The 24,203-nt window shown below is 46.1% G+C and carries 22 protein-coding genes; 15 read left to right on the top strand and 7 right to left on the bottom strand.

The window, feature by feature from the left end; translation table 11 throughout:
- Positions 1–95 precede the first annotated feature (95 nt).
- The gene (locus NDI48_07325; protein ID MEP0831021.1) at positions 96–1,199 is read right to left on the bottom strand and encodes a TetR/AcrR family transcriptional regulator; all 1,104 of its coding nucleotides are present in this window, start codon (positions 1,197–1,199) and stop codon (positions 96–98) included.
- 349 nt (positions 1,200–1,548) lie between these two features.
- On the opposite strand from NDI48_07325, the gene NDI48_07320 reads away from it, so the two are divergent.
- Positions 1,549–2,544 (top strand): Rieske 2Fe-2S domain-containing protein, encoded by a 996-nt coding sequence (locus tag NDI48_07320; protein MEP0831020.1) that lies wholly within the window; start codon positions 1,549–1,551, stop codon positions 2,542–2,544.
- Between the two features lie 85 nt (positions 2,545–2,629).
- On the opposite strand, the gene NDI48_07315 is transcribed toward NDI48_07320, so the two are convergent.
- From NDI48_07315 to NDI48_07305, 3 genes are all read right to left on the bottom strand, one after another.
- Positions 2,630–2,905, bottom strand: coding sequence for a DUF1830 domain-containing protein (locus tag NDI48_07315; GenBank protein MEP0831019.1), 276 nt, complete (start codon positions 2,903–2,905; stop codon positions 2,630–2,632).
- Positions 2,906–2,956: 51 nt separating this feature from the next.
- Entirely contained in the window at positions 2,957–3,271 is a 315-nt protein-coding gene (locus NDI48_07310; GenBank protein MEP0831018.1) for a hypothetical protein, read from the bottom strand.
- A gap of 432 nt (positions 3,272–3,703) precedes the next feature.
- The gene (locus NDI48_07305) at positions 3,704–4,396 is read right to left on the bottom strand and encodes a response regulator transcription factor (GenBank protein ID MEP0831017.1); all 693 of its coding nucleotides are present in this window, start codon (positions 4,394–4,396) and stop codon (positions 3,704–3,706) included.
- Positions 4,397–4,500: 104 nt separating this feature from the next.
- Here NDI48_07305 and NDI48_07300 point away from each other — a divergent pair, with 104 nt between their 5' ends.
- From NDI48_07300 to NDI48_07280, 5 genes are all read left to right on the top strand, one after another.
- Entirely contained in the window at positions 4,501–5,868 is a 1,368-nt protein-coding gene (locus tag NDI48_07300; GenBank protein MEP0831016.1) for an ATP-binding protein, read from the top strand.
- Positions 5,869–6,017: 149 nt separating this feature from the next.
- The gene (locus tag NDI48_07295) at positions 6,018–7,415 is read left to right on the top strand and encodes a serine/threonine protein kinase (protein ID MEP0831015.1); all 1,398 of its coding nucleotides are present in this window, start codon (positions 6,018–6,020) and stop codon (positions 7,413–7,415) included.
- 61 nt (positions 7,416–7,476) lie between these two features.
- Positions 7,477–8,847: a serine/threonine protein kinase gene (locus tag NDI48_07290; GenBank protein ID MEP0831014.1), complete on the top strand. Its 1,371-nt coding sequence runs from the start codon at positions 7,477–7,479 to the stop codon at positions 8,845–8,847.
- Between the two features lie 367 nt (positions 8,848–9,214).
- The gene (arsM, locus tag NDI48_07285; protein ID MEP0831013.1) at positions 9,215–10,183 is read left to right on the top strand and encodes an arsenosugar biosynthesis arsenite methyltransferase ArsM; all 969 of its coding nucleotides are present in this window, start codon (positions 9,215–9,217) and stop codon (positions 10,181–10,183) included.
- A gap of 93 nt (positions 10,184–10,276) precedes the next feature.
- Positions 10,277–10,582 (top strand): metalloregulator ArsR/SmtB family transcription factor, encoded by a 306-nt coding sequence (locus NDI48_07280; GenBank protein ID MEP0831012.1) that lies wholly within the window; start codon positions 10,277–10,279, stop codon positions 10,580–10,582.
- Between the two features lie 46 nt (positions 10,583–10,628).
- On the opposite strand, the gene NDI48_07275 is transcribed toward NDI48_07280, so the two are convergent.
- Both NDI48_07275 and NDI48_07270 read right to left on the bottom strand, forming a co-directional pair.
- Positions 10,629–11,117: a hypothetical protein gene (locus NDI48_07275; protein MEP0831011.1), complete on the bottom strand. Its 489-nt coding sequence runs from the start codon at positions 11,115–11,117 to the stop codon at positions 10,629–10,631.
- Positions 11,110–11,940 carry an endonuclease/exonuclease/phosphatase family protein gene (locus NDI48_07270; protein ID MEP0831010.1) on the bottom strand — a complete coding sequence of 277 codons (831 nt, stop codon included), beginning with the start codon at positions 11,938–11,940 and terminating at the stop codon, positions 11,110–11,112. Before NDI48_07270 ends, NDI48_07275 begins: the two co-directional genes overlap by 8 nt.
- 218 nt (positions 11,941–12,158) lie before the next feature.
- Here NDI48_07270 and NDI48_07265 point away from each other — a divergent pair, with 218 nt between their 5' ends.
- From NDI48_07265 to NDI48_07230, 8 genes are all read left to right on the top strand, one after another.
- Positions 12,159–12,323, top strand: a complete 165-nt coding sequence (locus NDI48_07265; GenBank protein ID MEP0831009.1) for a hypothetical protein — start codon at positions 12,159–12,161, stop codon at positions 12,321–12,323.
- A gap of 339 nt (positions 12,324–12,662) precedes the next feature.
- Positions 12,663–13,517: a phosphate ABC transporter substrate-binding protein gene (locus tag NDI48_07260; protein MEP0831008.1), complete on the top strand. Its 855-nt coding sequence runs from the start codon at positions 12,663–12,665 to the stop codon at positions 13,515–13,517.
- Complete coding sequence (gene pstC, locus NDI48_07255) at positions 13,498–14,352, top strand: phosphate ABC transporter permease subunit PstC (protein MEP0831007.1); 855 nt, start codon at positions 13,498–13,500, stop codon at positions 14,350–14,352. The genes NDI48_07260 and pstC overlap by 20 nt, the downstream gene beginning before the upstream one ends.
- Positions 14,345–15,223, top strand: a complete 879-nt coding sequence (gene pstA, locus NDI48_07250) for a phosphate ABC transporter permease PstA (protein ID MEP0831006.1) — start codon at positions 14,345–14,347, stop codon at positions 15,221–15,223. The genes pstC and pstA overlap by 8 nt, the downstream gene beginning before the upstream one ends.
- Positions 15,198–15,647: an ATP-binding cassette domain-containing protein gene (locus NDI48_07245; GenBank protein ID MEP0831005.1), complete on the top strand. Its 450-nt coding sequence runs from the start codon at positions 15,198–15,200 to the stop codon at positions 15,645–15,647. Before pstA ends, NDI48_07245 begins: the two co-directional genes overlap by 26 nt.
- 111 nt (positions 15,648–15,758) lie before the next feature.
- Positions 15,759–17,333 (top strand): molybdopterin-dependent oxidoreductase, encoded by a 1,575-nt coding sequence (locus tag NDI48_07240; GenBank protein MEP0831004.1) that lies wholly within the window; start codon positions 15,759–15,761, stop codon positions 17,331–17,333.
- Between the two features lie 49 nt (positions 17,334–17,382).
- Positions 17,383–18,378: an arsenosugar biosynthesis radical SAM protein ArsS gene (arsS, locus tag NDI48_07235; protein MEP0831003.1), complete on the top strand. Its 996-nt coding sequence runs from the start codon at positions 17,383–17,385 to the stop codon at positions 18,376–18,378.
- A gap of 37 nt (positions 18,379–18,415) precedes the next feature.
- Positions 18,416–19,072: a TVP38/TMEM64 family protein gene (locus NDI48_07230; GenBank protein ID MEP0831002.1), complete on the top strand. Its 657-nt coding sequence runs from the start codon at positions 18,416–18,418 to the stop codon at positions 19,070–19,072.
- Between the two features lie 27 nt (positions 19,073–19,099).
- Here the strand turns inward: NDI48_07230 and NDI48_07225 are convergent, their stop codons facing one another.
- On the bottom strand, positions 19,100–22,771 hold the full coding sequence (locus NDI48_07225; GenBank protein MEP0831001.1) for an EAL domain-containing protein: 3,672 nt from the start codon (positions 22,769–22,771) through the stop codon (positions 19,100–19,102).
- Between the two features lie 1,070 nt (positions 22,772–23,841).
- On the opposite strand from NDI48_07225, the gene NDI48_07220 reads away from it, so the two are divergent.
- Positions 23,842–24,129, top strand: a complete 288-nt coding sequence (locus tag NDI48_07220) for a DUF1830 domain-containing protein (protein MEP0831000.1) — start codon at positions 23,842–23,844, stop codon at positions 24,127–24,129.
- Positions 24,130–24,203: the final 74 nt, after the last annotated feature.

The following is a 24,203-nucleotide window of genomic DNA, read 5'->3' as shown; positions in this document are numbered from 1 at the left end:
GACTCATTTTTTGGTGGAGACAAGGTAGAGGGCTCCAGGGCAAATGGCAGAAGTAAAGACCTAGAACCCTAGCAAATAGCAGTCGGTACAGACACTTATTTTGTATTGTCGCAACTTGTCGCAAGTTTGAGCCACAACGGATTGAGGCGGTAGTAAAGCCGATTAGTCTTTCCCTCAGGCAGCAGCAAACCCTTCTCCACCATTTCGCGTAACTCTCGCTGTAGCGTCCGCCGTGAAGTCTCCGCGCAAATTTCCTCAAAGTTCTGAATGGTTAGCCCACCTTGCTTGATCGCAAATATTAAGGCTTGGTATTGGCGTTGAGAAAGTTGGTATTGCTGGCAAAGGACATCAGACCTCTTGCAAAAATCCATGAATGACCCCTCCCCAGCCCTCTCCTCACTAAAGCTCCGGTTGCTAAGGGGAGGGGGCAAGATTTCAAGTTTTTCCCCCCTTGATAAGGGGGGATTAAGCCGGAGCTTTAGTGAGGAGGTAATTTCGACTTTTGCAAGCGGTCTATCGTAGGGAATGCGATTTCCGCCGAGAGATTGCCCATCATCCCGTAGCACCTCATCGCCAACATAAGGACGCAAATAAGCCAGCAATAGCTCTTGCATCTCCTCATAAAGCTGCTTGCGATGGGTGAGATCGCTACGTAATGCTACCAGCAGCAAACTGTTGTAGCACTGAAGGCACACTTCAGCCAGCAGTTGGCTTTTTGACCTACTCAAAGCAGGGTTTCGCAGCCGTAACTGTGCCGCAAACTCTCGGATGAGTGATTGATTAAAACTCTCATCGAAATACTTAAACATCTCCGGAGCGACGCAGTACTGAATGTAGACGACTTTCGGTCCCGGATGCTCGAAGTAGACAGCAAACGTCTCCACTATCTGCTGAACCATAGACTCTAGTGGCTGTTGAGCCATCTGGGGAGTCATTAACTGGGCGTGGATGGCTCTTACCTGCTCCATGTGACGTTCTTCTAGAGCATGAAAAATCGCCAACTTATCTGGAAAGAACTGGTAAAGTGAACCGATCGCCGTTCCCGCACGCGCTGCGATCGCATGGGTTGTTGCGGCCTCGTAACCCACAGAGGCAAACAGCTCTGCCGCAGCTTGCAAAATCCGCTCAACCCGTTGTTGACTGCGTTTCTGTTTGGGTTGACGACGCAGAGATGCATTGTTTGAGCTTGAAGTGTTCATGAATTTAGCGTAACTCGTGCGATCGCCCCGCTTTGATAGATGTGAGCACTAAGCTACAACTCTGCCTTGACAAACATGAATATTCCGTCATAATTTTAGATAGATACGAGAAATTTTTCACATTTTAATTGACGCGTATACTTCCCACAGACCTATTTATTGCAACAAACTGAGCGATAAGAGGTCAACTGTTGTTGCACATTCATCGCTTTTTGGATGCTTCCTGGCGTCTAATTTCGGCTGGCAATTTTTTACAAAAATCTTGCTCAATACGGACGTATGGCCTTGCTTCTGGTGAAATAACCAGTGGCAAAAAATATTCATTCAGTTAATCAGGAGTACAACACCTATGTCTCTGCTTGAAGGTGCGCCTTGGCTATTGGCACACAAATCGATGTTGGAGGTTAATAAGCCTAAAAAAGTATCTCTTTATGGTACAGACTATGTGCTGTGGCAAGATCGAATGGGCAAAATTAACGCTTTACCGAATGCCTGTCCGCACATGGGGGCAATGTTGTCTGAAGGGTGGTGTCAGGAGCGTGACGATAAAACAAGTGTAGTCGTTTGCCCGTTTCATGCCCTTGAGTTTGATGGTGAAGGCTGCACAATTTTACCAGGGTCGAATAAGAAAACGCTGCCGCAACTCCAGCCGCTAGAACTGATGATTCAAGGAGATTTTATTTGGTCGTATGGCGGGTATGAACCCAAAGTCCCAATTCCCAATATTCTCAATGAAATTACTTCTCAATATAAGTTTATTGGTCATACCGCTGACCTCAGTGTAGAGACGGATTTGCTCTCGATGCTGCTAATTATGCACGACTACAATCACCAAAATGGTACGCATCGCCCTCTATTTAGGATTGAGGAAGTGCAGTTTGAGAATTTTATTGATGACGGTCACCATTCCCACGCTTTTTACAGTTTGCCAACGTCCCCAACTAAGTTATCAGAAAAACTAAGCAATCCCGATTTGCTTCTGCTGCCAAAGGTCATTAAAGCTCATCTGGAAAATCACTTTCCATCTTTAGTAATAGCTCATGTAGAAAACTGGGCGGGTAAAGTTGCCCAAGTCCACTTGTTTGTACCGGAGTCTACAACTCGGACACGAACCTACGTACTGATGTACGGGATACCTAAACACCCTGCCTTTAAACCCCTAGGTCAAAAGTTTCTCAATTTTGCCAAAGTAATCGTCGAGCAGGATGCAGCTATTTTGCCCAAGATTTACCCGAACACACCTCAAAAAATTAAGCTCAATAATGAAGTTGGCATGGACTGGGTAAGGCGCAATTTTAAGAACTGGTCAAAGATGGCAGATGTTTCCTTCCCGTCTAGAAGCTAAATTCCGAGGGGATTGGGTTAATTCTAATCCCCTCATCGGACTCAAGCCGTATTGGCTAACTTTTTAATGCCATACTATAATCCAATTACCCTTTCACTTGTAGCTGAGAACAGAGAATTTTTTCGATTAAAACGGTACTAATCATCGAACCTGTATAAATTTCCAGCTCAGCTTCTGGATAAGCATTGAAAAGAATAGTCTCTGCCGGGAAAATTACTTGCTCAAAATAGCAATTTTTGAAGCTATAAATTTTAGCAATTTGAATCTTATCAGTTGTATTTTTGTAGAAACAGAGAAGGGGGTGACCTTCTGATGAAGTTTGGTTTTTCTGGATTTCGGTCGTTTTTAGTAATCTATTCATAGCCTTGAATGCAAATCAAATTCTAACAAAAAAGGTCTGAATAACCTCCACTTACGTTGGAGGTCGTTGAGATTTTTTACTCAATACAATCACAAATTCTAAAACTGAGGTAGCAAGAGCTAAATGTTCATCAGAAGTGAGGTGAGACTTTTGATAGATTTCATGCAAGAACCGGATCAATGCTAAATACGCAGCTTCTAAATCTGCTCGTACTTTGGCTACCCTGAGAGCTTGAGCCCTCGTAGAATAAGTTTGGCGATCGCACAGAGCCGTTTTCTTTCCTGGAAACCAGCAGCGAAATGAGTAGCCCGCTGGCTCTGGGATTAATTCAATGAGCCACCCATGATACAACTGTTTCACTTTCATGCAAGGCTTGCCTCCATCTCTGACCCATCAGAACTTATTGCCTTGACTTCAACTGCCCCCTGAGCTGGAAAAGTATTTTTCGGAAACTTACGCAATCACCTCTTTAGTCCTCCAATCGTGGAGAAAACATAACCTTAACTCCCAAATCAAGGGATTAGGGGGGCTTGCCTCACGGGTCATGCGTAAGTGCTTTTCCTATTACCTACCCAGAACAATACTATTAGCAGATGTAATAACCGTGCAGAATTTATGCAGAAATTGTGCAGAACGGATTTCCGTCCTGTGCATCGGTATTCTAGAGGCGTTAGACCCAATCCGGGTTGAATACCCCTTTATTTAGGAACGAACCACTCCAGGCACAGAGTGGGCGCAGGAGAGAGCTAGAGGCAATCAACAGATAAAAGCAAAGGGTTTATCAATGCGGATTTGGTATTACTTCAGGCGATAACCCAGTCCATGAACCGTTTCAATGAAATCATCAGGAGCGCCTAAATCTCTGAGCTTGTGCCGCAAACCTCGGATATGAGAGGTAACCGTTTCCTCGGCAGGGGAATTGTCCAGTGACCAAACTTGTTCAATAATGCCTGCACGGCTCAACACCCGCCTGCCACTGGAAACCAACAGTTCCAAAAGGGCATACTCTTTGGGGGTCAACGATAGGAGCTTATTGTCATAAGCCGCCTCGAAGGTACTCGGATTCAGGCGCAGACTCCCCCAGCATAGGCTCGCTGTGCTTGAAGAACTGCCCCGCCGCAACAGAGCACGAATTCGAGCCATCAACTCTTCCAAGTCAAAGGGCTTTGCCACGTAGTCATCGGCTCCAGCATCCAGTCCTGTAATCTTGTCGGCAACGGTATCGCGGGCGGTTAGCATCAGCACGGGTGAGGTTGAGTTGCGATGAGCGGGATGGGTGACTTCACAACCCCGCAACTGCTGACAGAATCGAATGCCGTCCAGTTTCGGTAGCGTCACATCCAGTACCACCAAGTCATACTTCATTGACTCAACCCAACTCCAAGCAACCTCTCCATCTTTGGCACTATCTACCACATACTGGCGTCGGGTTAGAGCTTCTGTCAGTACCTCCGACAACTGGATATCGTCTTCAACCACCAAAATACGCATAATTCAACTACAAAAATACGCAACGTCAGGATACTTGAGTGCAGGTAGAGGGAGGTAGAGTAGAGGCAAGTTAACTGTATTATCCTTGACTTTTGACTTAATCAATGAAGTGGTCTCTCGAAAGAAAATGGATTGCTGGAGGATTTGGCTTAACCCTGCTCCTCATGGGGCTGGTCAGTGTCACCTCTTACAACAATACAACGGAGCTAATTGAGAGTGCTGATCGGGTGCAGCATACCTATGAAGTGCTGAATACGTTGACGGATTTTTATGCCTCTATGACAGTGGCAGAATCGGGACGACGGGGATACATTATTTCAGGCCATCAGCAAGAATTAGAGCGTCATCAAATTGCCGTGGACAAGATGCGCTCTGAGATTCAATCACTTCAACAACAGATGAGCGACAATCCCATTGAGCAACAGCGATTGGCAAGACTAAATGATCTAGTTACTCAAAGATTAGCGTTGTTCAGACAATCGATCGCACTCTATCAAACAGATCAATCGGCGGCTCAGGCTCAAGCTCTGATTACCGAACAAAGTGTAAAACTCCGAACTGAAATTCAGAGTATCCTGACAGAACTCAAAACTGAAAAAGAACGGTGGCTCAGGATTGGGGTTGAGCAATCCCGCTCCAGTATGCATTACAGAATACTGATCGAATTTCTCGGAACTGTTTTAAGCTTTGCAGTGATTTCTAGCGTGTATTTACTACTCTCTCATCAATGGTCACAACGCCAGAAATTTGAATTTCTCCAACAAACTTTAGCTCAAGAGCAAGAATTGAGCGATCTAAAATTTCGCTTTTTCTCCATGGTTTCTCATGAGTTCCGTACCCCTTTAAGTGTCATCCTAGTATCGTCGCAGTTGTTGGGAGAAATTCTCCAAAATTTGGTTGATGCCAGTCATCTCAAAAATCTTTATCGAATTCAGTCTTCTGCTAAGTTGATGAATCAACTTTTAACTGATATATTAACCCTAAGTAGAGCTGAAGCTGGAAAATTAGAGTATAAGCTTGAACTTCTTGATGTGGAGTCTTTATGCCTTAACTTAGTTGAAGACATTAAATTCTTTAGCATGAAAAATCATGCTCTTAAATTTATCAGGCAAGGTTCATGTGTGCGTGTGAATCTGGATGAAAAATCACTATATTCTATCCTAAGTAATTTACTATTAAATGCGATTAAGTACTCACCTGGAGGGGGAGATATATATCTAATTTTAAGCTGTGAGCCAGAGGCGACTATTTTTCAAATTAAAGATAAAGGCATAGGTATTCATCCCGACGATAAAATGCAGATTTATGAGCCATTTTATCGCGGTCAAAATGTTGACAACATTACGGGCACAGGTTTGGGATTAGCGGTTGTTAAAAAATGTCTGGAACTCCACCAGGGAGAAATAACGCTGGAAAGTGAACTAGGAGTGGGAACAACATTTACGGTCAGGATTCCTCACCAAAAAGTATGAAGTGTGACGTAGGAAGTAGAAAATACGTCATCTTGTCCGTTCATTCTGTAGATTTTGTCTGAAATGTCCTGAAACAGTCTGGTCAATTGAGGGAAAGTGCTTAATAGTCCAAATTAAAGCCCATCCAGACTCTAAAGAGTAGCGACGCTATGGTGCAAACCGAACAGATTCTCCAGAATCGCTATCAGCTTAGACAAACGTTAGGAGACAATGCCAGTTGTCAAACCTGGCTAGCACAAGATATTCGCATCCAACAGAGAGTCGTCGTCAAACTGCTGACCTTTAGCGACCAAGTGCAATGGGACAACCTGAGGTTGTTTGAGCGAGAAGCTCAAGTCCTCAAACAGCTTAACCATCCCCAGATTCCCCAGTATCGCGACTATTTTTGTATCGATGACCAAATGCTCTGGTTTGGGTTAGTTCAGCAATACATTCCCGGTTCATCCCTAAAGGAACTATTGACTCTGGGCAAGACCTTCAGCGAATCGGAAGTTCATGCGATCGCAAAAAACATCCTCAATATTCTGGTTTATCTGCATGGTTTGAGTCCACCTGTACTCCATCGCGATATCAAACCCAGCAACTTAATCTGGGGAACCCCCCCTCAATCCCCCCCTTACCAAGGGAGGGGTTTCCCTGACTCTGAGGGGACAGGAGAAGTTTATCTGGTTGACTTTGGAGCCGTGCAAGATCGAGCAGCCGCAGAGGGAGCTACATTTACAGTGGTGGGAACCTATGGCTACGCACCCTTAGAACAGCTTGGAGGTCGAGCCACTCCCGCCTCTGACCTTTATGCCCTTGGAGCCACCCTAATTCATCTGCTCACAGGCGTTGCTCCGGCTGATTTGCCACAGCAAAAGGGTCGCATCCAGTTTGCTGATAGAGTTCGCCTCAATCCAGGTTTTGTCCGCTGGATTGAGAAGCTAACTGAACCCAATCTCTCGCAACGCTTCAGTAGTGCACACCAAGCACTTGAGGCGTTGCTGGAAAATCAGATGGCTAGTGTTGCAATAACTCATCCAAAGCCCTCTAATAGCCGGATTCAACTCAAAAAATCCCCCACTCAGCTCAAGATTAGAATTCCTGTGCGCTGGCGCAGAGCATTAACCCACCCCAAACAACTAGCTGTGGGGATTGGACTGGGGTTTTGGAGCTGGTTTTTAGTCAATTTGGCATCACGGCTAATGAACTTGGGTCAGGTGTCCCAGGTTTGGTTGTATTTAAGCTGGTTGATACTAGGAATTTTGTTTGCAGGATGGCTGGTGCTGCCTGCTTTTGGAGAAACAACTATTTATTTCAACCATCAATCTTTTGAGATTGAGTGGAGATTATTCGGTTTTTGCTTGCGACGACATCGAGGTTCTACCTTAGCAATTGACCAAGTCTTTAAGAGTGAGAATCATGGTTTATTCAACCGAAAATTTCCCGAAGTAACCCTCGCCCTTGGCGTTCAAGAATATGTATTCGGTGGATTCGATCCCCCTCTCACTCATACAGAATGCTATTGGTTAATGGAGGAAATCAAAAACTGGTTGGGACTTCAATAAAACAGCAAGAGTCGTGAGATTCACATACCACTGAAGATCAGCAATTAGGGAGGCTTGGACGATGCCACAAGCGGGACAGGTATTACAGGCGAGCTTAGCGGAACAAAATCTCATTCAGCGCTACCAACTCAAGGAAAAATTAGGACAGGATGCCAGTCGTCAAACTTGGCTGGCAATCGATTTGGCTTCACACACCCAAGAACAGGTTGTGGTGAAGCTGTTAGCTCTCAACCCGCAAATGCACCTGCATGAATGCCAGTTGTTCGAGCGCGAGGCTCAAATTCTGCAAAAACTAGACCATCCCCGAATTCCTAAGTATCGAAATTACTTCGTACTCGACCACCAACCCGGTTCAAGATTTTCCTGGTTTGGCTTGGTACACAGTTATATTCCAGGTACTTCTGTTCAACAATTACTGAATGAAGGTAAGCGCTTCTCTGAGACAGAAGTCGAAAAAATTGCTGTTGAAGTATTGAATATTTTGGTCTACCTGCACGAACAAAATCCTCCTGTAATCCATCGAGATATCAAACCGAGTAACCTAATTTGGGGCGAAGATGGACGGGTCTATCTGGTTGATTTTGGAGCCGTACAAGACCAAGCTGTGCTAGAAGGTGCAACCTTTACAGTGGTAGGAACCTATGGTTATGTACCCATGGAACAATTCGGCGGTCGAGCAGTTCCTGCATCTGATTTGTATGCTTTAGGCGCAACCTTAATTCATCTTTTAACAGGTGTTGTTCCTGCTGATTTACCGCAACACGATGCACGCATTCAATTTGCCGATCGAGTCAGCCTCGATCGCGGTTTTGTGAATTGGATTGGCAAACTTACAGAACCTAGTTTATCAGAACGGATAAGTACAGTTCAGCAAGCTTTAGAGGCACTTAAAAATAAACATACGCTCAGTCCTGCAATTACCAGCCATAAGCCGACGGGTAGCCAGATTCAACTGAAGAAGTCTGCCAGTCAGCTAGAGATTAGAATTCCTAGACGTGGGAAAAAAGCGTTTAGAGCGTTTTACCTACTTGGGTTCATTGTTCCTTTCTTAATTCATCTACCGAACTACCTCAACATATTTTGGAGCTGGAGTTCTTACACAATCACTCCGTGGGTGCTTACTGCTGTGATAGGTGCCCTAGGGATAGTGGTGATGAGTGCCGTAATATTACCTGCCTTTGCACAAACTTATTTGTATTTTGATCGCAACCATTTTGAAATTAGACGAAAATTATTTGGTTTTCCTTATTGGTGGCGACGTGCTAAAACGTCAAGGATTATTGCAATTGGTGAAGAGGAAATCAAGAGAACAGCAGCACCCAAGGGCGTGACGATTGAGACCGGTAGCCGAAAATATACGACTAACCCTTTAGCGACAGTAGAGCGCCTCTGGCTGATTCAGGAGATTAAAGATTGGTTAGGAATGAGATGATTGCCAGTCGGTAATCGACAATATCCTTGTTTATTACCCATCTAAATGTTGACTGTTCACGGGCTTTGGAAAACCTCACTCCAAACCTCTTCAGAGCTTAATATTATTTTCATTGGTATCCAATTATTCAAAAACCTCCGCGTCCCTCTGCGTCCTCCTCTGCGCTCTCTGCGTTGAAAAAATAGGATACCAATTCCAACGAATTCGATATAATTTCTCAAAAATCTTGAAAAAACCTGTAATCCGAGTCAGCAGAACACATTGTTCAGTAGCATCAAAGCTGAAGCAAGGAATTTACTGATTTGGGTGTATGGCATTTACCCAAAGTTGCAGTATTGTTAAAGCCTTTGCTCAACAGAGGATTCACATGACTTATCTTAAAACAACTGCCGAATTTTACAGTGAAGTCGCCCAAACGCCCCAAGTCGGGTTGTGTTGCGTCCAAAGCAGCCCTCTGCGACTGCCAGGACTGAGAATTCCTGAACCCATGCAGCAAATGAACTACGGCTGCGGCACAACGGTTCATCCGGCTGAACTCGCAAACGAGCCAACCGTGCTGTATGTCGGTGTCGGCGGCGGCTTGGAAGCCTTGCAATTTGCCTATTTTTCCCGGCGTCCTGGTAGCGTCATTGCTGTTGAACCGGTCAGCGCCATGCGGGAAGCGGCTACCCGTAACCTAGAACTGGCTGCCCAAGAAAATCCCTGGTTTGACCCAAGTTTCGTCGAAATTCGCGATGGAGATGCCTTTGCCCTGCCTGTGCCAGATGCCTGTGTGGATGTCGTGGCACAAAATTGTTTATTTAATATCTTTGAGCCGGATGATTTAACTAAGGCGTTAAAAGAAGCCTACCGAGTCTTAAAACCGGGCGGACGCTTGCAAATGAGCGACCCCATTGCCACTCGTCCTATCCCAGCACATTTGCAACAAGATGAACGCTTAAGGGCGATGTGTCTATCTGGTGCTCTGACTTACGAGCAGTATACTCAAAGCATTATTGATGCTGGCTTTGGTCAGGTGGAAATTCGCACTCGTCGTCCTTACCGACTCTTAGATCGTCACACCTACCATCTGGACGAGGATTTGCTGTTAGAAAGTCTCGATTGTGTTGCCTTCAAAGTCCCGATTCCTGAAGATGGTGCCTGCATTTTCACGGGAAAAACGGCGATTTACAAAGGTAGCGAAGAATTTTTTGATGACTCAGCAGGACACATTCTCCAGCGTGGTGTACCTGCCGTTGTCTGCGATAAGACAGCCGCAAACCTAGGGAAGTCACTACCAGAAGATGTGATCATTACAGATTCAACGTGGCACTACGTTGGTGGTGGTTGCTGCTAATTCGGCAAAAGAGAGTATAAGCGTGTTTTTTTGGCGATTGATATGAAATTATATTTATATCAATCGCGGTTCAATTCATGCAGGCAGTACTCCATGAACCCAAAAAGCGAGTTACCCCAGTCGTTTTGTGTCCGCAAACTGAAAGTTTTGGCAGACACCACTCGTTTAACTGTTTTGGAAATCCTGATGGAAGGGCCAAAACATGTTGGGGAGTTGAACGCTGTTCTAGATGTGGAGCAAAGTCTGCTATCGCACCATCTCAAAGTTCTGCGCGAGGAGGGGTTCGTTGAGGCGACACGAGATGGTAAGGCGGTGCTTTACAGTTTGACTCCCGCCGTCTGGCAGAAAAAGGTTGGTAGGGCAATTGATCTTGGCTGTTGCCTGCTTTCCTTTAACTGAAACTGACAATAAACAGATGAGCGCTTCTAACTTGATTGAACATCAATCACTGCTTTGGTATATCTGCATGAATTTGAGCTAGTAAAGCTGAGATAACTTGTTTAACTTCTTCAGATGATAAGATTTCACCAAGAGCGTTTTCAAATTCTTCCTCAGAGGAATACTTATTGTACCCCTGTTGTACAAGCAACCCACCAGGGTCAACAAAACCTATTAACGGATTATTCGCTGCATTCATTAGGTTTTTTTCCAGGTTATTAAACTTATCAGAAGTTAAATTTTTAACAAAAACAGGATAGAGTTGGATTGGGTATTGCACCTGTACCACCGAGTAGGTGTAGTTATTAATTGAGGGTGCTTTTATTCTAAGAATATTAACAAAAAACTTATCTCTCTGATCGTTAATAACCTCACCAATGAGCAAACCATTCGTTATTTCACTAAGTATCGATGCCTGCTCTTTTAGCAGAGTATAAGGAGTGCGTATAGTTTCAGGCTTTGGTAACTCACCCCATAGATTTTTCTGATTAGTCATTTTGGGTCATCCTTTCAATTTGAAGTTTAACTATTATTGGTAGATGGTCGGAGTAAGAAGAAGAAATACCGTTTTCCGTCATTAAATTATTATCTCCAATTTGGGAAATAACTTTTAAATCAGCCTGTGAAAAGAAATCCAGTAGAGCGGGTCTGAGAAGCACTTGATCAAATGTATTCCAAAAGTAACTGATGTATGAATCAGCATAGTAATATGTTCCGGGGGGCCCTCCAGAAGAGTCGCCCATTCGTCCCCACATTGGATTGTAAAAGTACTGCCTGTCTTTTCCCTGCACTCTTCGACTACCCTTTCGAGCAATAGTTTGAGCCATCACAGCATGAAATCCATTTGCGCTAACAATCCCTGGTTCAAACGGGTTCATATTTAGGTCGCCAATTACTAAGGTTCTAGTATGTCCCACTTTACTCTCAGCCTCTTGAATCAGGGCAGATACGTCCACTGCATAGGACATTTGATTGGCTTCCTTCATATGAAGCTTACTAGGTAGATGAAGCGCCACTAAAAGTATATCAATTCCAATCGGTGGAGATATCCTTCTAATCGCGATACCTCCTTCATCAGCTACGAGTCCAATTGATTCAGCCGGATATCGAAAAAAGAATGATAAACGTGGAGACGGATTAAACGGTGCAATGTATACATTTTCACGGCCTGAATTCAATGCTATCACTACCTCTGCATCTGATATCTTTGGTTTTGCTTCCGCTAAAATCAAAATATCAACTTCATGTTCATCACAAAGAGATATAATCTCTTCAAATAATCGCTTTCTTTTGATATTCCAGAAAAGGATTGTAGCCATACACTAATAAAATTAAGCTTTGTAAAAGCTTGACTTAAATTATGTCAAGTCGTGTATTCCACGTTCTGGTGCAAGTGGCTCACTGGGTTAAGAGAATTCCTATCCAAGCTTGCTCAAATCTCATTTCAGATGACTGACCCAAGCAGGAGCGATCGCCATATTGTCTTTTATAACTAAATTTCCTAGAGAGTATAGACTGAAAATCTCTTCAGAGATTAATGATGAAACTTAGATTTTTGCTCCTGGCGATCGCAGCTCTCCTCGCCTCGCTTGGCACAGCTAATTGGGCAGTTGCTTTGCCAGTGAGGAGTCAGACACACTCCACACCCCTGTCTCAGTATCAGCTCAGACTGTACCAGTTACGGTACGCGAAGATATTCTAAGGCTACCCTGGTATACCTATGAACGGAATGTCTCCCCGTTTAGGGAGAGTTCCTCAACGTTAGGTTGCGGTTTTTTTAGTAAAAACATGAATATAATTTCATATGAATTACGGTTCAATCCATGCAGACGATGAGTCATGAGCCAGAAAAGCGAGTTACCCCAGTCTTTTTGTGCCCGCAAGCTGAGAGTTCTGCCAGACACCACTCGTCTCAATACTGCAAGGGATACCTCTCCCCCAACCCCTTCCTCATCCTCCCCTGATAGGGCAATTGACCTTGGTTGCTGCCTCCTCTCTTTTGACTGATTTCGACAGGATAATTTCAGTGCATCACTTATGTATGAAAAACTTACGAAGACTGGCACCGCTTTCTCTGGGTTTGGCGGCTTGTATCGGGTTGCAATCCTGTACCAATCCTCCAACGGCGTCAACACAATCGACGGATAAGTTACAAGGCAAGCTAGTATTAACAGGCTCCAGCACAGTTGCCCCCCTAGTGACTGAAATCGGCAAGCGATTTGAGGCTGAAAATTCCGCTGTACGGGTGGATGTGCAGAGTGGCGGTTCCTCTCGCGGTATTACGGATGCTCGCAAAGGACTGGCTAACATTGGTATGGTTTCTCGCGCCCTCAAGGAGGACGAAAAAGACCTCCAAGCTTTTACGATCGCCCGTGATGGTGTGACAATCATCCTGCACAAAGATAATTCGGTGCCGTCGTTAAGCGATCGCCAAGTCGTTGATATTTACACAGGCAAGATTGGCAACTGGAAGCAGGTAGGAGGCAAGGACGCCCCGATAACTGTAGTCAATAAAGCAGAAGGACGCTCCACCCTAGAACTGTTCGCGCAGTACTTCAAGCTTAAGAATAGCGACATCAAGGCTCAAGTAGTGATTGGTGACAACGAGCAGGGAATCAAGACGGTGACGGGTAATCCCAATGCGATTGGATACGTGTCGATTGGCACAGCGGAATATAATTCGGCAAACGGCGTTCCTGTCAAGCTACTGCCCGTTAATGGGGTAGCAGCCACAACGGCGAATGTGCAAAACGGGACGTTCCCCATTTCCCGTCCCCTCAACTTGGTGACGAAAAGCCAGCCGCAAGGGTTGGACAAGGAATTCATTGATTTCGCGCGATCGCAACAGGTGCAGAACATTGTCAAAGAGCAGAATTTTGTCTCCCTATCAAAGTGACCAAATCCTCATCTGGACGCTGCGGGGATGCGCGGTTGTTGCGGGTGCGATCGTCGTTTTGATTGTGGTGTTTCTGGGGTTGGAAGCACTGCCCGTCCTGCAGCACGTCGGACTCTTGCGCTTTTTCACTGATGCATCCTGGAATCCCGCAGAAGGACTCTACAACCTTACCCCCATGCTTTGGGGCACCCTACTTGCAATGGCGGGTTCGGTGCTAGTAGCGACGCCACTGGGAATTCTATCTGCCGTCTTCTGCCACTACTACGCACCCCCTGCGATTGCTGGACTCTATCGACGGCTCATCGAGTTGCTGGCAGGAATTCCATCAGTTGTCTACGGGTTCTGGGGTTTAGTCGTGCTGGTGCCGATAATTGGACGCATCCAACCGCCGGGAACCAGCCTGCTGGCTGGGATTGCCATCCTGACAATTATGATTCTGCCTACGATCGCACTCATGGCAGATGCCAGTCTTGCCAAGGTTCCCCCAGAATACCTGCGGGGTGCGGCGGCGCTGGGACTTTCCCGGTGGGCGACAATTCGCAGTATTGTCTTCCCAGCAGCAAAATCGGGACTCTTTACAGGTGTGATTCTGGAAACGGGACGCGCTATTGGTGAAACAATGGCAATTCTGATGGTTTGCGGCAATGTGGTTCAAACACCCAAGAGCTTATTTGACCCAATACGGACACTAACGGCAAATATTGCGCTGGAAATGGCTTATGCAACGGGAAATCACCGTTCAGCACTCTTCGTCAGTGGCTTGGTACTGATGGCACTGATTGTGGCACTGGTTGTCGGTGCTGAGGTAATCAGCAAGGGGCGAATCTATGAGTGAAACGGGAGTCAGGAGAAAGGCGTCAGTCGTCAGGAGACAACAGAATCTTCCCACTCTCTACTCTCTACTTCCTACAGTTGTCGTTTGGGCGATCGCAGCTTTGGTAACTGCTGTGTTTCTCTGGATACTGAGCGACATCATTTGGCATGGTGCGGGACAACTTTCGTGGGAGTTTCTCACCGCTGCGCCTGAGAACGCGGGACGCAGGGGAGGGATTGGCCCGATTCTCGTCTCGACGCTTCTAATTCTTTTCGTCTGCATGGCGGTTTCGGTTCCCATCGGCATAGGTACTGCTGTGCTGCTGGCAGAGTTCACCTCGGAGGAAGGTTTTTTTGGGCGTTTGGTACGTCGCAGTTTGGATGTTCTGGCAGGCGTGCCGTCGATTGTCTTCGGACTGTTTGGAAATGCCTTTTTCTGTAACACACTAGGGTTGGGCTTCTCCATTTTGTCCGGTGGACTGACGCTGGCGTGCATGGTGCTGCCAATCCTGATTCGCTCTACAGAAGAGGGGTTTCGTGCTGTTCCCAACCATTATCGGCTCTCAGCAGCGGCTTTAGGCTTTTCGCGCACGACGACGTTGTGGCACTTGCTCCTACCTGCGGCGGTTCCGGGACTTATGGTGGGATTGGTATTAGGAATGGGTAGAGCGATCGCCGAAACAGCCGCGCTAATCTTCACCAGTGGCTATGTGGATCGGATGCCAGAGTCTCTACTAGATTCTGGGCGTGCTCTATCTATCCACATTTTCGACCTTTCGATGAATGTTGCTGGAGGGGATAAAAATGCTTACGCTTCGGCTTTAGTGCTACTCGTTTTGCTGCTGCTCAATTTGGAAAAACCTAGCATTGCCCCTGCACGAACATGGCGTTAGGAACCGCGAACAAGTCGATCAAATTATAGAAACAACTCTACAAGATGTTGGCTTGTGGGACGAGGTAAAAGATCGGTTGAATGCCCCTGCTCTCTCCCTCTCCGGTGGACAACAGCAGCGATTGTGCATTGCCAGGGCTTTGGTTTTAAAACCTGAAGTTCTTTTGTTAGATGAACCCTGTAGTGCTCTCGATCCAATTTCCAGCGGTGTAGTGGAGGATTTAATTGCCAGTCTACGGGGACGTTACACCCAGCTAATTGTCACCCATAACTTAGCCCAAGCACGGCGAATTGCGGACTATGCTGCCCTCTTTTGGGTTCAAGACGGGGTTGGGCGATTGGTTGAATATGGGTGTGTTCAGCAGATTTTTGAAACGCCGCAGGAGGCTTTAACCGCAGCTTATGTAAACGGGATAAGAGGGTAAAGCAAACTAACAAGGCAAAAGTAACAGCACCAAACAATTTTTCCTTTTTACGTTTGCCTTTCCTGGCCCAAATCTCTACCTGAAACAGGGAAAATCTACCAAGAGGTTTTAATGAAGTCAAACGATCAAAAGAACCTATCCCGTCAGGGTTTTTCCCGGCGAGGATTTTTGAAAGGTGCTGCCATTGGTGCAGCAGCAGTTACTGGAACTGATTTGCTCAAAGGAAATGCTGAAGCTACGGAAGATGGCTTTTATCCTGCAACGAGTTCTCCATCCCCTGAATTTGACTTTACTCAGCAATCGGGTGCATTACAGCCGGACGCGATTGTAGACAGCGCTTGTCAATTCTGCAATTCTCTGTGTCGGCTGAAAGCGGATTCTAAGTTTGAGCCGATTTCTTGGGATGAAGCCTTGGAAACCATTGCGGCGAAGTTTCTGGCGCTTCGGGATGCTGGGGAGGTAAGAGCGATCGCAACTGCGGGAAATCCCCTTGTCTCCAGTGCCAACACAAATAAGGTAAAAGAGGCTTACCGCCAGCTAGAGTTCTATGTCTACACTGGCTTATTCATGGAAGAACCTGCCTATTACGCCGATATCATCCTACCTGTGTGCAGTGGCTTTGAGATGGAAACTGTCTACATGCGGCGGGACGACAGGGCAATTCGCTGGCAGAAACAAGCCGTTTCCCGTGTGGGAGAGTCCAAACCGGATTGGGAAATTTGGATCGACTTGGCACACACTATGGCTAAGTTGGACAAGAAAAACTCACCCGCCTACTGGACAGAGAATTTCCCCTTGGAATGGAAAGATTACCGCAATCTCTGGGCAACTTTTGTCAAGAATACCCCCGGCATGGGCGGCATGACCCAGGAACGCATGGAAAAGCGGGCGGAACCCCTGCGCTGGCCTTGTCCTTCTCTGGATCATCCTGGCGTCAGCACCCTCTACTTAGACCATCCCTCCTGGTACCAGGCGGTGAAAGGGCTTGGTATCAGGAACGCTGATACAGCGAGTCAGGACACTGAGGGCGATAGAGGAGTTACAACTACTTCTGGAAACCAGAGCAAGCGCTTTTTGACCCCCAGTGGCAAAGTAGAAATATATACCTCAGAATTAGAGAAAAAGTTGGCCGTTGCCGGACACGCAGCCTTACCCATCTTTTACACCCACCCTGAAGTAACGGGCAAAAATCCAACTATCGAGTACAGCAAAGAATTTGTCCAAAACCCAATAAATCCGCAAGCACTAACCCAAAAGGTCAAGTTAGGCGGAATTTCCTCTGGGGAAGTACACCAAGAGTATCCGCTGATGGGGATGATTGGTAGGCCGAGTGTTGTGCATTTCCACACAGTGACGCAGTGGACGTACACAGGCAAGCAAATGAATGGCATTCGGCTAGTTCAGATTCACCCTAAAGTAGCGCAGAGAGTGGGGATTAAGAATGGGGATGCGATCGCAGTAGAAAGTCCCAGAGGTTCGATTACCGGAACCGCACAAATTTGGGAGGGTATTCGTGAGGATACCATCTTTGTTCCTCACACGTTCGGCCCTATGCAAAAAATGGCTGAAGAACTCGGAACTCCCTACTATGAAGCCGCCAATACCCTGGTAGATGACAAGTATTACGACAATCTTTCAAGTCAGCAAGTCTACAAAGGCTTTGCTTGCCGGGTGAGGAAAGCTTAACAAAGTCAAAAGTCAAAAGTAAAAAAATTTACTCGTTAGGTATTAAGGAATGACTCAGATAGAAGCGCCAGTAGTAACACCATTTAGAACCAAACTGAATGCACCCTTAACTAAAAACAGAATTGCTGTTTTACAAATTAATTTAGGTAAGCGTTGTAATTTGGCTTGTAGTCACTGCCACGTAGACGCTGGCCCCAAACGCACCGAAGAACTTTCACCGGAAATCTGCAATCAAATCATTGACCTGATTCATCGCTTTCCGCAAATTAAGATAGTTGACCTTACAGGTGGCGCACCGGAGATGAACTATGGATTTAAGTTAATTGTTGAGGCAGCACGGGAAACGGGCAAGGATGTAATTGTCCGCTCCAACTTGACGATTTATTTTGAATCCGGATTTGACTATCTTCCTGAATATTTTGCCAAAAATCAATTAAAACTGGTGGCATCATTGCCTTGTTATTTAGAAGATAATGTGGATAAAATGCGAGGTAATGGTGTCTATAATGACTCTATTCGTGCCATTCAATGGCTCAATCGATTAGGCTATGGAAAAGACCCTAAATTAATTCTCGATTTGGTGTATAATCCCCCGCTTCCCTTGAGCGAAAAGTTTTCTTTGGCTCCCAATCAGGTTAACTTAGAGCAAGATTATAAAAGGTTCCTAAAAGAACATTTTGACATTCACTTTAACCAGCTCTTTACCATCACAAATTTGCCTGTAGGGAGAAGTAAGTTTCATTTGCAACGAACAAAGTTATATTCTCCTTATCTCAAGTTTCTTGAGGGAAATTATAATGCAAGTACAATAGAACATTTGATGTGTCGCGATGAACTCTCGATTGATTATCTGGGAAATGTTTACGATTGCGACTTTAACCAAATGGAAAATCTAGGGGCGAAGTCTCGCACTGGGGAAACCTTGACGGTGGGGAAGCTCTTGGAAGCGGATAGTTTAGACTTAATTGATGAGATTCGCACGGCTTCCTATTGCTATGGTTGCACAGCGGGTTGTGGTTCGAGTTGCGGGGGTGCTTTGGTTTAGAACCAAACTGGAAAGTGGATATGAGATTTAAATACCGATGACTCTGAGCAGACGCCTGAAAACTCCTCGATTGTGGCTAGCGATCGCCTTGTTAGCTGTGTGCCTATTATGCTGCTTGACTCCATGCAAACAGTTGTTGAATGAGCAATTCCTCGTGCAGCAGTTAAAACAATGGGGCAATTGGGCTGTCTGTTTTTTTGTCCTAGTTTACATGGTGGCGACGGTTTTGGGAGTTCCGGGGACGGTCATAACGATTGCCGGGAGTGTAGTTTTTGGCTTGGTTTGGGGCACTTTCTGGTCGGTGGTAGGTGCCACCCTGGGAGCGATTGGAGCATTTGGGGTGGCGCGTTACTTGCTGCGGAATTGGGCGGTTCGCCGCTTTGGACATCACAAAGCATTGGTACGGTTCAATCAAGCCGTGATGGATAAACCCTTGGCTTTTGTGTTATCGGTGCGCTTTGCTCCCATTTCTCCATTTAATGTAGTCAATTTTCTATTTGGTCTGACCCCGATCGGTTGGGTTGATTATGCTGTTGGTACGTTCTTGGGAATTGTACCTGGAACGCTGGCTTATGCGTGGTTAGGAGTAGCTGGGAAAGAAGCTTTGCGGGGAGGCGATCGCCTCCCTTTTTTCATCGCGCTCGGTTTTCTGACTCTTCTTTCTGTATTACCTTTAGTGATGAAGAAAAAATAAGAGGTTATGGGGCTATACCATTACCCATTACCCATTACCCACTTCCTGATTTCGTTGCTCCCATTCTGCCATCAAAAGCCCTCTAGCCGCCTCACTATCCACCGGTTTAGAGAAGAAATATCCCTGCCCATATTCGCATTGCAATGCCAGTAGGGGTGAAACCTGTTCTGAAACCTCAATTCCTTCTGCTACAACATCCATACTCAGGGTTTGAGCTAATGTGACGATCGCTTGGACAATTTCTGAGTTCTCTCCTAATGCCCCAATCCGACTGATAAATGATCGGTCAATTTTCAGCGTACTAATTGGGAAGTGATGTAACCGACTTAAGGAAGAATAGCCTGTACCAAAGTCATCGATGCACAACGGAATCATCCTTTTTTTGAGTTCGAGTAAGACATCCTTCACCCAATCGGGATTTTCCATGACGACACTTTCTGTAATCTCCAGCTTTAAACTGCCGACGGCGGGTTGAGCCTCCTGAAGTATGGTGTCAATTTGTTCGAGCAAATCCGATTGAGTAAACTGCTTGCAAGAAAGATTGACGTTCATTGTTAATGGCTTGGCAGACGGAAATTGCTCCTGCCACTCTTTGAGTTGGTGACAGGCTTCCCGCAACGTCCACCAGCCAATGGGGCTAATCAGTCCCGTTTCTTCTGCTGTGGAGATGAACCCATTGGGAGAAATTAAGCCGCGTTGTGGATGCTGCCAGCGTAACAAGGCTTCAAATCCAATAATGCTGCCGGTGGAGAGAGACACAATGGGTTGATAGTAAACCCGAAATTCTTCCCGTTCAATCGCTCGCCGCAAGTCAGTTTCAATCTGCAATCGCTCGACAGCAATCTCGTGCATGGCGGCGTCAAAGACTTCATAGTGAGCTTTGCCTTGCGATTGCGTTCCGCGCAGTGCTACAGGCGATCGCGCCCGATACATCGCCAGGTTAGCATTGCGGAGCAAGTCTTCCGGTTGCTCCTCATGATTCGTATTGACAGCAATTCCCATGGTGAGTGTCATGAACACTTCGCGATTGCCACTGGCGGTGTCCTCAGAGGAGTTTTGGTTGGAGCAATCATTAAGCTCAAAGGGTGTACTCAGCGTTTCATGAATCAACTCTGCCACGCGTGTGGCGTCATTGACATCCTGAATCCCTTCCAAAAGAATCGTAAACTCATCCGCTCCCAAACGGGCTACTGTATCTGTAGGACGCAGGCACATTTGGAGACGCTGGGCAAATTCCTGGAGTACCTGATCCCCCACCTCGTTTCCTAGGCTGTCGTTGACTAACTTAAAGCGATTAAGGTTGAGAAACAGGACAGCAAACAAATAAGGTACGCCGCGTGAGTCACGCCTACGACTCTGTCTGGCACGTTGCACCGCTTGTTTCAAGCGATCCATAAATAAAGCTCGGTTCGGTAGCCCTGTGAGTTGATCGTAAAAGGCATTGTGAATTAATTGTTGTTCGGCTTGTTTGCGATCGCTAATATCAAAGGCATAGATGCGAAAGCACTGGATTTCTTCTAAATAGTGCAGGACTTGTTCATAATAAATCTCACCAATTTTGAGTTCCCGCCGCATGGAACCTTTGCGTTGCAGTACCGTAGTCATTGAGGGTACTCCGGTGAGAAACGGATGCTCTGCACCTAACTCTTGTAAATCGGGTAACAATCGCATCGCTTCTGGATTCAGATAACGAACGTTACCGGCTAAATCCGTTTCCACAATGGGGTTGGGGCTGAGGAGTGCGATGGAAGCCAGCCGTGCGGTTTCGTGTTCTGAGCGGCGGCGTTCTGTCACATCCCGTCCCACGGATTGAAACTCAACGATCGAGTCATATCCCGGTGTTGAGGAACACTGGAATGAACCAGATACGTGCCATTCCCCGCGTTTTTTGGCTTCTGGGTCAACAATCACCCGATCTGTCCACTGTAGGCAGTGAATTTCGCCATCAGGCATGAGAATTTCGTATTCTCTGGTGGCAACTGGGTTTTTCAAACTCAGGCTGGCGATGTGCCTTTGGGTCTTTTCCCGATACGGATCGGGAATCATTTGCAACAAATTGCTGCCGAGGAGTTCCTCGCGGGTTTTGCCAAAATAACGGCAGTAGGCGTCGTTGACGAAGGTAATGGTGCCATCCGCGACAAATCGACAGATGAGATCGGTTTGGTCTTCCACAACCGCGCGATATCGCTCCTCGCTGTGGCGGAGTTCCTGCTCTAATTGCTTTCGTTCGGTGATATCAATGCCCACACCAAACAATAAATCCAGTTCCTCCTCGTTCCCTGCCTCTGCCGGGGAATGCCTGAAGATTGATTTCCCCCGCCACTCCACTAAAAGCTCTCGTCCATCTTTGGTGAGGACGTAGTTTTCTTTCAGGATAGGTTGCCTCGATTTCACCAGTTGCTTAAAGTTTTTGTAGAGCAACTTGCGATCGCACTTGCGTGTAAACGTCAATAAATAATCAGCCCCCAAAACCTCAACCAAGGTATAACCCACGGCATTGAGGAGGGCTTGATTCATCATGATGATTCTGCCTTGAGCATCCACAGCCACAAAAAAGGCAGAACTTGTTTCAATCAGAGTTTTGCTAAAGTCTCGTTCTTGGCGCAGTTCTTCTTCTAACTGCTTGCGCTGCATCACTAACCCTAACTGGGTTGCCACAGCAGACACCAGTTCCACCAATTGATCGTCTTCCGCACGAGAGTGGCTGATGAAAAAGGTGAGAACTGCCAGGACGCGATCGCCCATGAGGATGGGAACTCCAAACCCCGCCTTCAGTCCCGCCACTTGAGCCTGGGGGCGAACCATAGACGTGTCGGTTAACGCCGAAATATCTTCAATCCAAAGAGGTCGCCTCGAAGTCCATACTCGTCCTGGCAAACCCGTATTGGGGGGCAATGTCAGCTTTTGGCTGGAGCATCTGAACGGTTCTAGTGTTGGGGTTTTGCTATACCAAGCCGGAGTACATTCTAAAACACGGTCGTCGGGGCGAGGGAGCCACGCTTCGCCATAGTCCCAGTTTGTGACTTCACACACTAAGCGCACCGCCATACACAGTGCGGAGTGAAAATCGGGAGCGTCGCTGATCAGGGTACTGAGTGACTGTAACAGACCGAGTTCTTCTAACCAACGGACTCGCCCAGGAAGGTCACCGTTTAATTGGGGGTGATTTCGCTGCAACTGTGCTATCTGCTGGTTGACTTGTTGTTCCCAATCAATGTTTAGGGATTGAGTTTGAGATGGTTGCAACATATTATTGTCAGCCACAAGTGCTGGCTCTTCTGTTCTGGCTACGGCTGGACTATCTGAAGCGGCGGCGTGAATAGTATTCAAGTCAAGTTGGCTCGGCAGCGAGGCTTGTAGGTGAGTAGAGTCAGGCTGTGCTAGGACTTTGGAGAGTAACAGCGCCAGTAGGAACACGGTCAACAATGCTATGGCTACGGCGATGGCTTCGCTTCCCGGCGCTAACCAATGATTGGGATACCCTAGTGTCCATCCAGTGATCAATTCAACGGTGCCGCTAGTCAGGGTAAAAGTCCCAAGCAGCATCCAACTTCCGGCATAAGGCAGAGTCTTGCGCTGGAACAAAAAGTAGAAGATCAGGATGGAAATCGAGTAATAAGATAGGACAATTAATGCATGAGAAGAAACCTGGAGCCAACTCAGCTTTGGTGTCCAGAACACCCAAGGCTGTTGGATCATCAGTACTCCGTCAGACAACAGAGTTTCAAAGCAGTTCAATATAAACACTCTTAGTCCCGTACCTCACCACTGTGTTTAGAACCGAGGTAAATTTTTTTAAGACAGATTCAGATCATGCCGGATTTGCTCCCAAGCCTGTTGCAAAAGTTTCACGCTTCACAGAAGCTTCAATCAGCGGCTATGGAAATTGGCTCGATGGATGATTTCCATCTAATCAGGGTGTTGATATAAAACAACCCGCAAAACACAGGACGCGCTTGTGTTTTGTTGTTTATTTCTTGGGGATGCCCTAGGGAATTGGCACTGACTGCTACAATTTTCCCTAAACACCCTGGATACACCCCCTTAGAGACTCACAGCTCTTACAGGCTTGGTCAGAGGTGTATCTTACTGCCGCACCCTACTCGGCTGACACCCTGTTCCTAACAGCGCAGATGCGTGCTCTTTTTTTTGAGTACCTAGAGGACTTACGCATGAACCTTACAGATAAAGTTCAAATTCACTTTTGAACATTACAGGTAATGTGTTGGTAGCTGCACAGCGTAAGACATGTCTTAGTGTACACGCTTTGCTACCGATAATGCCACTTTGATTAAGGAAAAATAGGCCAATTTTTGGGATTTTACAGAATTAATCAGCTAAATTTAAATTACAACGATTGATTAAGAAAATGCCCGGAGTTCTAGGAGTCATCGATTAAGCTCTCTTTTCATCACCTACACAATTCCTGAGATCCCAACTTTCTAAACACCTAACTTTTGCCGAAGAAATATCTTTTCTTTCAATAACTCTGATTGGAAAAAAATTATTGTTGGTATCTTAAGTTGTATTCAGTTTTTTGTGCTTTCTGATACAGACGATTTTAACAATAACCTTGTTCCTTAGGAAGAAGTCACGCGGCGATCGCAATCGATATGCTTCAGATTAGCTGCAATTCGCAAGAGCGATACCTGGGAGTTCTGCAAAGGTGACAATAGCACAAACTAATGGTGCTTGGCCTCTGCTCACCGGAACGGTTAGCTACTTTTCGGGTCAGTACTCTCAGGTTTTCTTCATTCCTATTGGTAATCATGATTCACACAATTACTTCCTCAGGGAAATCTCTAAATATTAATTCTTCCAATCGCATTCTCTGCTCTTATACGAATGTAACTCGTAACCTTGAAATTATTCGGATTAAAAATATTCCTGATTTGTATTTGGAGCGAGTCATTTTTCCGGGTGAGCGTCTGATGTTTGAAGCTGTGCCAGAAGCCCAACTAGAAATTCAGTCCAATCAGACCCTAAGCGTTGTTGTTCCTTGCCATCAGTTGAGTGTGACTGCAACGGGAACATTAAATCAGCTCATTCAGTCATAACCTCAAATGGGTTGAAGACTTCAATCCACTCTCTATTCAATATATTTTGGTCAAAAAATAAGCATCTGTATTAT

Source organism: Microcoleus sp. AS-A8 (genome assembly GCA_039962225.1).
In the GTDB taxonomy this organism is placed as follows: Bacteria; Cyanobacteriota; Cyanobacteriia; order Cyanobacteriales; family Coleofasciculaceae; genus Allocoleopsis.
The sequence above is the reverse complement of the archived record's forward strand: the minus strand, read 5'-3'. Positions and strand labels throughout refer to the sequence as shown.